Annotated in this window: 5 protein-coding genes; 2 read left to right on the forward strand and 3 right to left on the reverse strand. The window is 39.0% G+C overall.

The annotated features are described in order from the left end of the window. The 3 genes from QNM16_RS21250 to QNM16_RS21260 all read right to left on the reverse strand — a co-directional run. The coding region (locus QNM16_RS21250) for a non-ribosomal peptide synthetase (RefSeq protein WP_284022291.1) at positions 1-7,258 on the reverse strand (7,258 nt) is incomplete at its 3' end. A 56-nt stretch (positions 7,259-7,314) separates the two neighbouring features. Continuing rightward, on the reverse strand, positions 7,315-9,003 hold the full coding sequence (locus QNM16_RS21255; RefSeq protein WP_284022292.1) for a cyclic peptide export ABC transporter: 1,689 nt from the start codon (positions 9,001-9,003) through the stop codon (positions 7,315-7,317). A gap of 15 nt (positions 9,004-9,018) precedes the next feature. Beyond that, the gene (locus tag QNM16_RS21260) at positions 9,019-11,430 is read right to left on the reverse strand and encodes a penicillin acylase family protein (protein ID WP_284022293.1); all 2,412 of its coding nucleotides are present in this window, start codon (positions 11,428-11,430) and stop codon (positions 9,019-9,021) included. A gap of 697 nt (positions 11,431-12,127) precedes the next feature. Here QNM16_RS21260 and QNM16_RS21265 point away from each other — a divergent pair. Next, complete coding sequence (locus QNM16_RS21265; RefSeq protein ID WP_284022294.1) at positions 12,128-13,111, forward strand: TauD/TfdA family dioxygenase; 984 nt, start codon at positions 12,128-12,130, stop codon at positions 13,109-13,111. A gap of 93 nt (positions 13,112-13,204) precedes the next feature. Continuing rightward, on the forward strand, positions 13,205-14,377 hold the full coding sequence (locus tag QNM16_RS21270; protein ID WP_284022295.1) for a S41 family peptidase: 1,173 nt from the start codon (positions 13,205-13,207) through the stop codon (positions 14,375-14,377). The last annotated feature ends 3 nt before the right edge of the window (positions 14,378-14,380 follow it).

The following is a 14,380-nucleotide window of genomic DNA, read 5'->3' on the forward strand; positions in this document are numbered from 1 at the left end:
TGTCATGGTGTGTGCAAACTTTTAACGCCACTGTATTAACAAAAAAACCGATTAATGACGATAGTCCAGCATCTGCTCTATTCGCCACCGGCGTGCCAATGACAATCTCCGACCGGTTACTGTGGCGTGCTAACACTTGTGCGATTAAACCATGAACCAACATAAATGGCGTCATACCCTGTGCTTTCGCTAGAGCCTTAATACCCTGTGCAACACCTGTATTTATAGATGTGCAGACCTTTGCGCCTTGATACTGCTTTTGCGGCGGCCTTGGTTTGTCTAAGCGTAAACCATGGATAGGCTCTACATCTGCCAGTTGCTGCTGCCAATAATCCAACTGAACTTGCTGCCTCTGTGTATCTAACCACGCTCTTTGCCAGTGCACATAATCACTATATTGCAATGCCAAAGGCTTCGCCTCATAGTCAATCCCTTGCTGAAGACTGTGATACCCAGCCATAAACTCATCGATTAAGATATTTAAAGACCAGCCATCCGATGCAATATGATGCATATTAAAAAGCAGCACCCCTTCTTTGTCCCCTGTTGCAATGTAACTGGCTCTCAACATCACATCTTCACTAAGGTTAAATGGACGACTCTGCTCCGCCTCAATGCGTTCTGTCAGCGCATTTGACTGAGCCACTTCGGGATGTCCTGATAAGTCTTCAAAGCCAAGCTTAAATTGCCAAGTAGGCAATACTTTTTGTCTCGGCCCTTCTGGTGAGTCGAGATAGACACTTCTTAATACTTCATGCCGAGCAATGATGTCGCAAAATACCGACTCTGCCACCTTATGTTCAAACACACCTTGTACTTGAAAGCTTTGGAACAGGTGGTACTCACTACTTTGCCCTTGCAGCTTATCAATAAACCAAACTCGTTGCTGTGAAAATGACAACGGTGCTTCTGTCAGATGTAATCGCTTTGGTTCACATAGGGCGCTCGTGTGCGTTTTCTCCACCGCTATCGCTAGGTCTTTAACTGTTCGCAGCTCAAACACATCTCTTACTGACACATCTTTGCCCCAGAGCTTTCTGATTTCAGCAACTAACCTGACCGCTAATAAAGAGTGTCCACCCAACGCAAAAAAGTCCCCCTCTCGACTGACTTGGCAAAGCTCTATCGCTAATAACTTGCTGAAAATAGCAGCGATGTCTTGCTCAACCTCTGTCGTGGGTGCAATGTATACTTGCTCCGTGATAAACGCATCAATCGTCGGCAATGCCTTTTTATCTAACTTGCCATTCGCTGTCATCGGCCATTTATCTAACCAAATAAATATCGATGGAACCATATAACTGGGTAAAGTCTCTGCCAACTGGGCCTGTAACGCACTGTTTGACACATCTGGCGACGTGTCCTCTAAAGACGAGCGCGTTAAATACGCAACTAAATGCTGTTTGCCCTGCTGATCTTCTCTGGCCAAGACCTCAGCCTGTTCAACACCTTGGCAGCGGTTCAATTGATGGGCCACTTCGCCACACTCAATACGCAAACCGTTGAGCTTCACTTGCTCATCCGAGCGCCCAAGATACTGTAAGGTGCCATCGTGGCGATGACGTACTAAATCGCCCGTATTATACATGCGATCTGTATCATTATCCGTGAAAGGGTTTGGCAAAAACTTTTGTGCTGTTAGCTCCGGCTGATTCAAGTAACCTCGGGTTACACCTGCCCCGCTTAGATATAAAGTCCCTATTGTGCCGCGAGGTACCAGTTTCCGTTGTGTATCCAACACATAAGCACGTGTGTTTAAGATTGGACGACCAATATGTTGAGCGCCATTTAACTTCCGTAATCCGCAAGTTGAATAAACAGTATCTTCAGTTGGACCATATAAGTCATATACCTTTTGAACCCCTTTTTGATATAAAGCATCAACCAAAGTTTGCTTTAATGGTTCCCCGGCTAGATTTACAACCTCAACGCTACTAGGGAGCGCACCCGCTTCTAAAAATGCAACCATGACAGAAGGGACTGTGTTGATTAAACTGACGTCAGCATCTACCCCTTGCTTACACACAGTTAGTAAGTCTGAGGCTAGCCAAACTTGACCACCAGCACTCAATGGAGCAAATATTTCAAAAATCGAGATATCAAAACATATCGAGGTTGCAGCCAATACGCTGCGCAGCTCCTCTGCAGTATAAGTTTGCAGCGCCCATAACATCAGGGCGTATGCATTTCTATGTTCGATCATGACGCCTTTTGGTCGGCCTGTAGAGCCCGATGTGTAAATCACATAGGCAAGATCATGACTCCTAACTTTCACTTGCTTGATATCAGGGTTATGAGTGTTAAACGCTCGTAGATCCAGCTTATCCAACATAACCCAGTCTGGCGCATCATTCTTGATTGATAACTCCGCCAAAGCCATTTCACTCAAAACGACTGATACTCCTGTATCTTCAAGCATATAGCTCATTCTATGTTCTGGGTAAGTGGGGTCTATTGGCACATATGCACCTCCGGCTTTGAGGACCCCTATCATAGCCGCCACCATATCGAAAGAGCGATTAATGCATAACCCAATTAGTTGCCCCGGACTGATGTCATGCATTTTTAGCAAATAATCAGCGATTTGGTTGGCTCTAGTATTTAATGCATGATAGCTATAACTACATTCGCCGTGTTGCAACGCGACTTTATCTGGATATCTTGCTACTTGAGCCTCAAATAACTGATGAATACAGCCATGCGTTTGTGACTCTTCAACTTGACCACTCAGTGTCTCCAATAAATATGTACGCTCAGATTTGGACAGTATGTCCAACTCACTCAATGGCGTATTACACAAACCTGCATTGGCTTGAGCTGAGGAAAAGGTCCCCAACAGGGTCTGGAAATGGAGCGCAAGTTGCTCGATGTAATGCGGCTCAAACAAAGCATTGTCATAGAGCCAAATAATGTTTAGCCCATCATCATGCCATTGTAAATCTACCTCCAAATCAAACTTCACTGCGACATTCGATCTATCCCTCACGGATAATTGCGTATCACCTAGCTGTATACTAGAGCGAGTATTTACCGCACCTCCATCAAAGTCTGAGTTAGTAGTAAGCATGATTTGAAATACAGGGCTGTATGAGCGAGTAAATGGCAAATCCAAGCTTTCTACAACCTGCTCAAATGGAACGTCTTGATGATTTTGTGCGTCTAAATGCACTTGCTTTACATGAGACAGATATTCATTAAGACACTTATGCTTTGTGTTAACTCGTAAAGCTAGCGTATTGACAAAAAAGCCAATTAACGACGCAAATAAAGCAGAGCTGCGATTTGCAACTGGCGTACCAACCACAATGTCATGGCGATTACTGTTACGCGCTACAACCAACGCAAACAAAGCGTGTAACAACATAAAAGGCGTAAGCCCCTGTTCACTTGCAAATTGTCTTAAATTTTCTGCTATGAGCTTGTCATTTTGCAGACTAACTTTGCTGCCTTTAGACTGTTTTTCTTTGGGCCTTGGCTTCTCTATTAACAACCCATGTGTTGGTTCTATATTATTTAATTGTTGATGCCAATAAGTAAGCTGTTTTTGCAATTTACTTTCATCTAACCACTTCTGTTGCCAAGCTACAAAATCCGTATACTGCAAACTTAAAGGCTTAAAAGCGAGTTTTTCACTATTTAAATTTGCTAAATAGCCTGCAACAAATTCGTTAATCAACACCTCAATCGACCAACCATCAGAGGCAATATGATGCATATTGAAAAGTAATACCCCTTTATTGTTCGATAAGATGACATAGCTGCACCTCAGCATGAGATCTGTTTCAAGATTAAATCGCTTTTCTCTATATAGATTTGACAACCTATCCAGCTCAATACTCTGCGTCTGGTCACTCAGCGATGAAATATCCTCAACTTGTATATTGAATTGCCATTGAGTACTGACTCTTTGTCGCAGATCATCGCCGCTCTCAACGTAAGTCGTTCTCAATATCTCATGCCGCTGAATAATTGCATTGAATGCGATTTCCGCAGCTTTTAAGTCAAACTCGCCTGATACATCGAAGCTCTGGAATAAATGATACTCACTGCTTTGACCTTGTAATTTATCGATAAACCATAAACGCTGTTGTGAAAAAGATAAGGGGCCTTCATTAAGATTTAAACGCTTAGGTTCAAGGTATTCACTTGAGCTGGTCCCCTCTATCGCTTGCGCTATCTCTGCCACAGTGCGTTGCTCAAATATATCTTTCACGGAAATACTTTTTTGCCAAAACTGACGAATTTCTGAAACCAATCGCACTGCAAGTAAAGAGTGACCGCCAAGCTCAAAAAAACTGTGTTCTCGACCTATACCTTTTGGCTCAACATTAAGTAATTCACCTATAATTCTAACCAACTCTCGCTCAGTGTCGCTTTTTGGCGCAATATAATTCTGAGTCGTAATATGCTCTTCAATCGAAGGCAGTGCGCTCTTGTCCAATTTTCCATTAACTGTAATCGGCCAATGCTTCAAGCCTATATATATTGATGGCACCATATAACTTGGCAATGCGCGCTTTAAATGCGCTTGCAATGTACTCGGTGAAATATTTAATTGAAGCTCAGACTCATCGACATACTTAATATAAGCGACCAAATGGTGCTGACCGTTTTTATCCTGCTGAGCTAAAACTTGTGCCTGTTCAATCTCTCTAACGCCACTCAGATGATGCGCGACTTCGCCACACTCTATCCGCAACCCATTTATCTTTACCTGCTCATCCACACGGCCTAAATATTGTATTCGTCCATCGTTGAGGTATCTGACCAGATCTCCCGTATTGTACATTCGGGTACAAACGTCACTGACAAAAGGATCGCGGGTAAACTTTTGTTCTGTTAATTTCGGCTTATTTAGATACCCTCGTGTAATACCCTCACCACTTAGATATAAAGTTCCGACTTCGCCTTTGGCGACCAAACGCTGTTGATCATCAAGAATATAAGCTCGGGAATTAGTGATGGGACGACCAATGCTCGGCTCTATGTCAGGTGCTCTCAAAGCATAGGTTGAGTAAACCGTATCTTCTGTAGGACCATATAGATCAAAGACCTGTTTAACACCTGCTTTATAAAGAGTTTCTACCAATGCTTGACTAAGCGGCTCACCAGCAAGGTTAATCACCTCTACACTAGACGGCACCTTACCGGCTTGCAAAAAGGCTGACATGACAGAGGGCACCGTATTTATGAGACTGATCTCTTTACTGATCCCAGTCTCGCACAAAGCCAATAAATCCTGTTCGATTAAAACTCTCCCCCCAACCATCAATGGAGCAAATATCTCAAATACAGAAATATCAAAACACATTGAAGTCACAGCTAACACGCAATTCAACTGAGATGGTGTATAAGTCTCACTCGCCCAATGCATGAGCGCATTCACATTACGATGTTCCACCATCACACCTTTGGGACTTCCCGTAGAGCCAGAGGTGTAAATCACATAAGCAAGATCCGACGCCTTCACTTCGTCACTACAAGCTTGATTATTTTCAATACAATATTCATCTAATGAAAGACAATCTAACGCTAACCATTTGGTCTTCATTGAGGTGATACCTTGAAGCCCACTTTCACTCAGAACTAGGCTCAGGTTTGCGTCTTCAAGTATGTATTGTATTCTGTCTTCTGGATATGTAGGGTCAATCGGTACATAAGCGCCACCGGCTTTAAGAATAGCCAACATCCCAACGACCATATCCATGCTGCGCTGAACACACAGACCGATCAGCTGACCTCGCCTTATTTCGTGTTTACTCTTTAGATAAGATGCAAGCTGATTTGCTCGCTGATTAAGCATCTGATAGCTAAGAGTTGTATCACCACATTGTAAAGCCACCTTATCGGCATATTTATTCACTTGTGCCTCAAACAATGTATGAACACAATGATTAGTAACTTCACATACCCTTGCTGATTGAGATAAATCCAATAAGTGTTTTACCTCCTGATCAGGAAGCAATTGAAGTTCTTCTAACTTAATATCTGGATTACTTGCAACTTGCTCAATGATAAATAACAGTCGGGACTTTAGTAATGCCATATCATGTGGTGACAGATAGCTCAAATTATAATCGAACTGAAGCTCCACGCTATTCTCAAGCTCCCATACATTTAAGACAAGGGGTAGCTGTTCATGGAGGTTTGAAATATATTCTAAATGTGCATCTTCATCGCCGAATAATATTGATGTCTCTACTTTTAGATAATTGAATGCAATATCGAACAGGTTTTGCCCATCTAAATCATCATATAGAGACTTTTGATGACTGATGGGGAATTTTTGATGACGAAAATTAGCTTTTGTAGTACTCGCCAAGTCCTTACAAAACTGTCGAAAACTAGATGTTGATGTTGCGTAGATATGACACGAATTAAAATTAGTAAATACACCTAGACTGTTTTTTTCTATAAATGTCCTACGGTTATGCACCGGCATGCCCATTGTAAACGAACTAAAATCATTTAACTTTAAAAAGTAGCTCGCTAATAAACTCATATATATTTGAGCAATACTCACACCGGACTGTGTACCAATCTCAATGATCCTTTTATGTTGTGCTTCGCAAATTAACATATTTTCACGTTGACTTGGCAAACAATCAACAGCTTTAAAGTCCGCTTTATAATTTTGCGTTATTGCACTCTTTACTTTTTTATTTTGCGCTTTTAAAGCAATATTTTCCCAATATTTCCTGCTTTTTTGATACTGCGCAGAGCTAATATAATCTGCACCTTTGTTTGCTATCTCCTGCCAAGATATCGGTATCTGGCTCGTTGAGCCTGTATTATATATCTCAGCTAAACATTTCGCCCAATTAGAAAAGCCCCAGCCGTCACTCATCAAGTGATGTGCCAAACCAACATATAGGTGTTTATTTTCACCTGTTCTAATTAGCAGGCTCTTAAAAAGCTCATTATCAAAGATTTCTATAGGAGTACTGAACAATGTCTGTAACCACTGTCTAACCTCTATTTTAGACTTTGCACTGAAATCTAATACTGTGAGCTCGACAGTTCTTTCTAATGAAATTTTTTGCTTATGTTCGTTTTCAGTAGAGACAATCCTTAGGCCAAAAATATCGTCGCTTTCAATCAGCTTGGCATGTGCCTGTATTAGTCTATTCTCATCAATATTAACTAAATTTATTACCCCACCAATATTATACATCGGATTATTTGGGTGGTTAATCTGATCAAAAAATATATCTAATTGAGGTAAGGTTAATTGAAACTCATTATATTTATTTTCCATCAAGGTTATCTCTACTCTTATTCTTTTTATTTTGTATCTAGTAAATATATCTCTACTTAGGCGGGCTCTAACTGCTTTATAAGGGACTCATTTTCTGCTCTAACCTTACCACTCTCCATTACTATCGTTTTATCAGCAATATGAAAGTATCTATCGTCATGGCTAATAACAATAATTACTTTATTTTTTGCTTTAAGTTCTGGAAGTATCTTGTTATAGAAAATATCTTTAAACACTGGGTCCTGATCTGCTGCCCATTCATCGAAAAGATATACCTCTTTATCAATCATCAATGAGACCAGCAATGCCATGCGCTTCTTCTGCCCATCGGAAAGAGAAAGCGTAGAAAATCTGCCATCTACAATGTTCACTTTGGCATCTAATTCAAGCATTTTAAGATATGTATTTGCACGAGCTAAGCGCTCACCGTCAATATCAAATAAAAATGTATCAAATAAGAAATAATCAGAATAAATCGCACCTATTTTCTGTCTATAACTTTCAATATTATTTAACCCTAGCGATTCCTCACCAAAAGAAATCACACCATTTTTTGGCAAATAGTGTAGCGTCAATAGTTTAGAAAGTGTCGATTTTCCAGAGCCATTTGCACCAACTAAAAATGTCACATCTCCCTTTTTCAGAGTGATATTAATTGGGCCAACCGAAAAGCCTGCCTCTTCTCTTTTACTTGGATAAGTATATTCAACATTTTTTAGTTGTATTGTTTCCCATTCAGGTGTGTCTGAGACTGTTTTAACATCTGTCTCCACCGGAATACTTGCTAGCAATTTATTTAATTTACGATGAGAAATTGAAGCGACAACCATACGAGGGATGGTATCGAGCAAGACTGAAATAGGACCCGTGATATAAAGTAACGCCATAATTACACCAACCAGTTCTTGAGAGCTAATTGTGTGGTAACTGATAAACACAAAACAAACGGCACCAATAACAAAGAAACTGATTAGATCTCCAAAAATCCCCATCATAGTGATGATACTGTAAGCACTTTTTTCATCTTTCAAAATTTTTCTTTCGTTATCCAATAGCGCTTTTTCAAAGTAAAACTCACGATTTTTCTTATCTAATTTCAATTCTTTAAAGCCGTATATCAAACCATGAATTGAGCGCTGTAGTTCGTCTCTAGTCTCACGTGACTTTTCCAACATTTTATTTCCAATAGACATAGGTAGTTGAAAGCATACTCCTCCTACGAATATTGCTAACATGACAAGCTTAAACACTTCAAAATTAATAAATATTAGAAAACCTAACATCCCTATGAGTGTAATACTGTTGACTAAAATAGAAGGTAGCGCTCCAGCCCCAGAAACAATTCGTGGGATATCGGTACTGATAGAAGCTATCAACCTTGACGATCCTATATTTTCTACACTCAATAAAGATGAACTGATGATCCGTTCATAAAATTGACTGCGTAAATCTTTGCCAACTTTGGCTGCGACTCTAACCAAGATAATCTGTGAGACACTTCTCATTACAAGAATTGATACACAGGTAACAAAAAACAATGCAGCCATTTTATAGTTAGATACATTGAATGATAGAACTTCAGTGGTTAGCTCAATTTTATTCGTAAAATTAGGGTCTTCAGGAGAAATACTAGATAAAACAAGAGGGATAAGAGACGAGTATAGAATCCCCGCCAATGCCCCAAAGATAATTGAGATAAATAGGGCGTTAGGTGCTTTTTTCGAAAACAGCGTAAGCATATTCATTGTTATAACTCCTGATTAGTTTACGGGTATTAATGTTTGAGATTTACTTACGGGTCTGTTTTTGTCGAAATTAATATATTCAAAGTTACTGAACATACCAACCATATCATCGTAGTGCTTACTGCCTATTTGGCCAGACTGCCCTGTAGAATTGATAAACTCATGTGATGGCTCACTGGGAGACATACTGATAATTTGCCTAAAACCAGCACCAAAAACTTTGCTATAGCCATTATCTTTGTCATAACTATAGGACGATGCATTAATCGTATTAATATGGCCTTGCGCTTCGAGCTGCCTTTCAAATAGCTGCTTAAGCACTTTAACATCACTAAATGGCATATGCTTTAGAACGGTAAAATGCGTGTCTCCCCAGCGCCAGTCCTCGACTTTTCTACCAAATTGCTGCTGTAATTCGCCAATAGAATTAGTAAAAGAGGTGTGTAATACGTCAGCACATGACTCCAATGCTTCTGTCTTTACATTGTCACACCATGGGCTTTCGTCATTAATCGTTTTGTAGACAGTCGCAGCTTCAACACTCGAAACAAAGCTTTGCAAATACAAATTATGTTTTCGATTGTTCCAACTAGGTGACAGCTCGTCTTTAAAAATATCTCTTTTTATATTCTCTAACCATTTATGTGCTATTGTTGCACCAATACTGTCTTTATTTACTCGACCATCCCATTGCTCTAGTGCTTCTTTTGCTAATATGATCTCCTTGTCAGTCGCTTTTATATAGTGTACATAGCTCTTCATTGGTACAGCAGACAAATCAAACACATCAGCTTGAATCTCTCTCATATGTGCAACACCGATTTGTTGATACTTATCTATTAAGTCTTTAACCCTCTGAGCACGGTAAGGTGGTGCAAAATAACTTGAAATATAGTGCGGGTAGTCATCTGCAACATTTCTATTATTTGCATTTATGATAATGCCACTAGGTGGGTTAGTTTGTTGAGGCATTTCAGAGTAAGGGATATATCCAATCCAGCCTCCTACATCAGGGTCAGAATAACGAGCACTTTTATCAACCTCCTGCCTAATTGGGATTTTCCCAACACCTTGTAAGGCAATATTGTGTTCATCCACGTAAAGTAAATTCAAGGTTGGTGCTACAAAATGTGCCAAAGCCGACCTGAAACTTTGTAATGAAGAGGCGTAATTTACTTCTAACATTGCTTGATAAGTCGTATCTTGTTCACTTAGTCCGGTCCATCTCAAAGCAACAGGCCCATCAATTGTACTGTAATTATCGTTAATAACTGGCCCAACTTTCGTCATTCTAATTGATAGCTCTATATCATTAAGTTCAGGCCTTAACATCGCTGGGAAGTCATTTTTTATAGATATGCTTTCTGAAACCACTGTAAAGTCATGCCATTTTCCTTCATACCAATATTGCTTTGCATTATCCGGGTTGATCACGAGAGGAACGAGATCTTGCGTATCCGCCATCATATTCGCTCCTCCCCATGCAATTTCTTTGTTTTTACCAAACATCACAATAGGTAAGCCGACAATACTCTGCCCCTGTACATTTAGATTTTCCCCTTGAATCTTTACTGCATACCAAAAAGAAGGGATCTGTAAACCAAGGTGCGGATCATTTGCAATGATTGGATATCCTGTTTCAGACCTTTTTCCATCTACAGCCCATACATTACTACCCACATATTTACCGCCTATATTAAACTTAGACTCAAGCTCTTTATTAATATCATACATTGCCAAATATGACTCAACATCACTCTTAGATGAATGCCTATTTTGTGAAACTTTGATATTCGGAAATAAACTGCGTAGTTGGTCTGGATTAAGGTAATTACTCACAACTAATTGGATAAGCTCTTCATTAAGATCCCCTGACAGGTTTAGGGCAAAAAGTTTGATCCAAGCCAAAGAGTCAGCAACGGTCCAAGGTGACATTTCATTGTTTAATAATGAAAACTCAGCTGGCAACTGTTCAGTTTGGCTTATCCAAGTATTGATTCCATCGGTGTATGCCTCAAGCGAAGCAACTGCTTGGGGTGATAAATGTGGTATGCTTTTTTGTGCCTTATTGTATAGCTGTAATGTCCGGATCCATAGATCAGTTTTAACCGTGTTTTTTCCCATTATTTCGCTTAAAGTTCCTTTTACTAGGCGTCTTTGCAGCTCTAATTGCCAAAGCCTATCTTGCGCGTGGACATAGCCCATCGCAAAAAATGCATCTTTGTCTGATTGCGCAATTAATGACACCACGCCATACTGGTCACGCTCAATAGAAATAGGGTGTGAGATACCTGATACTTCAACCTTTTCACCTAGCATATTCAAAGGCCGCTCAATCAAATATAGGCGTGTCAGCAGCGTGAATACGATTAATGGCATTATTAAAAAAATTAAAAACCGAGCTAACAACGGATACTTTTTTATCATTATTTTTCCTCACTACAACTCTTTTTTGCAGTCTGCTCATGGTCATATTGCATGAACCCAGCAGACTGTGCCGACAGCACTTTCTTACTTTTGCTAATCATTGCTCACTTCCAGGCTAAACTTAGTTTTATTTTTACACGGTATAATTTACGCTCTATACCAAACAGGCTTAGTATCGAACACAAGTTACTTCAACACCCATTAGTCTAGATTGAGTACATAGCAATTCACAAAACTGTGTTTTGATAGAAAACATAGTCAGTTTTTCAGATAACGTAATTGCTTGGACCTACTCCACAATTACTTTAATAAAACAATGTGTCTATTAGAATTAACGTCGAATTGCTTTGCTTTTTGAGCAATGTGACTCAATGCCAAAAATGATGTTCGTTGACATAATAAGTAGTGGCAACGAAATTCACAAGCTTAACCTTTCATTAATTAGGTTTTAATTTTTTAGCATATCGAATAAAAGTCTTTACGATAACTCGTCTCACGTGTGAGATGTGTGGCTTAGTTGTCAACCGCCGTAATTTATGGTCTGATAGTTATAAATTGTCACACACTCAATAGACAACATAGTTTGCCCGATATTTACACTTAAATAAGTTTACTAACTTAATACCTCTTCACCTTGATTAGGATGCATAAATACAGGCTAACTTCATCACTTGTAAAAACAAGTATAAGGAAAACAATGGAAAATACAATAATGGCTTCAGTTGCTGCTGAGTCAATAACAAGGCGTTCGTTTGATCACTCTAATACTCCTTACGTATATGAATCGAATAATACTAGCGAGAACTTAATTGAATTTTTCGATAATAATACAGCATTGATTAATCAAGATCTCAATCAGCACGGAGCGTTATTGTTCAGAGGATTTAATATAAAAAACATCCAAGATTTTGATAAGTTTACATCATATAGATTGCAAGAAAATGTAAAATATGTTGGAGGTGCTACACCAAGAAAAAAACTATCAAAACTGACCTCAACTTCCACTATCTTCCCTAAAGATCAATCGATCCGCCTTCATAATGAGCTATCTTATGAAATCACCATGCCCGCAGAGCTCTTATTTTGCTGTATTATTGCGCCAAGTGAACAAGGTCAAACGCCCATTGTAGATACACATAAAGTTTATAACGATATTGACCCCCTCATTATTGAAGAGTTTAGACAACGAAACGGTTGGAAACTCACCAGAAACTATGGACAATGCTTTGGTCCCTCAGTAAAAGAAGGTTTTGGCACAACTGATAAAGAGCAAATAATAAGCGATTGTAAACTTCGCGACATTACCTGTGAAATACTTGATACTGACAAAATACGAACAACCCAAATTAGGCCAGCTGTTCATGAGCACCCAAATAAAGTAGGTTTGCCACTTTGGATCAACCATGTCGCCTTTTGGCACTCATCTAGTTTATCAAAAGAATATTTTGAACATATGTCTTCTAGTTTGGCACCAGAGGAATTCCCTTACCTTATACAATTTGGTGATGGTACAAATATTCCTGACTCTTATGTAGAACACATTCATAAGGCATACCAAAAAAACGAAATTATATTTGACTGGCATAAAGGCGATGTATTATTACTGGATAACTACCAAATGGCGCATGGCAGAAAGCCATATGATGGAAATAGATTAATTGCCGTCTCAATGGGATATTAAAAATAAACTATGAATATCAATAATTTAGCAATAAACGCGACTTTATCTATGTTACTATTCAGTAACTATGGGTACACTTTCGAAGAGTTTTCTATGGAAGAACAAATTCAGTTTATCGAAAAACTGGAGGACGTTTTAAATGACTCAACATTAGATACCGGTGTTATCGAAAAAACTGTTGGACAGCTTAAAAATAACGTAAAGCAAGATAAATACCTTGGATATGAGCAAGTAGAATATTTCGCGAAAAAAATACAATCAGACTTACAAGAGTATACTGACAGCAAAAACCTGATAATAAACCATGAGCAAGCAACCCATCTAGATACTGAGCTGTCGGACGATAACCCTATCAATTTTAATATTGTTAATGGAGATATCGGTTTTTTAACTGTAAATGCTTTCAGTTCAACAAAAGAAATAGATCTCGCTCTCGATAAAATTAATGAAATCGATACTCTTATCATTGATTTGCGCACGAACAAAGGAGGTAAAGAATCTGTTTCACGTTATCTGGCAAGTTATTTTTTTGACCAAAAAACTTTACTAAGACGTGTAATTTATAAAGATAAACAAAACAATACTGATGTATGGACCAACCCAAACAAAAATAATATAAGTAAGCCATTATTACCAATTTATATTTTGGTTGATAAAGCAACATCAGGGCTTGCTGAACGCTTTACGATGAGTATGAAAGCGTATGACAAAGCCTATATTGTTGGCGAGCCTACACTTGGAGAGATCAGTTTTATTAAGTCATACCCGCTGCTTAAAGGTGTCAGTATTGAACTACCTGTAGCGAGCATAGCTGGACCAAAAGGCGAGACGTGGCCAGAAAGTGGTATAGAGCCAGATTTATCTGTTGTATCTGTACTAGCATTTAGAGAAGCACAATCAATGGCACAATATTCCGCTATGGAATATCGCGTTAAAACGGGCAGAGGTACAGCAAATGAAGAATATACAGTTAACAAAGGGGAAATAGATTATGGTGATTGGGTACTTTATAATGGAAGCTGCTTATTAAAATATAAATTTGCCAAGCCACTATTTAACAAAAATAAAAAAACATATTCATTCCCTTTTCAGCTTATGTATTACGGTATTAATCCAACATCCATGACTTATAGGCTAGGAAACAATGATAAAACAATAAAACAAACTGTTAACTTTACATCAAGGAGTGATATCAAAAAGGGGTTAGCTATAGGTTTTAAAAACCCTGAAAACTTTAGAGTTATAAGCTGCGAACACGATAAATAAAAA

The organism is Pseudoalteromonas umbrosa (genome assembly GCF_030125375.1).
GTDB classification, from domain to species: domain Bacteria; phylum Pseudomonadota; class Gammaproteobacteria; order Enterobacterales; family Alteromonadaceae; genus Pseudoalteromonas; species Pseudoalteromonas umbrosa.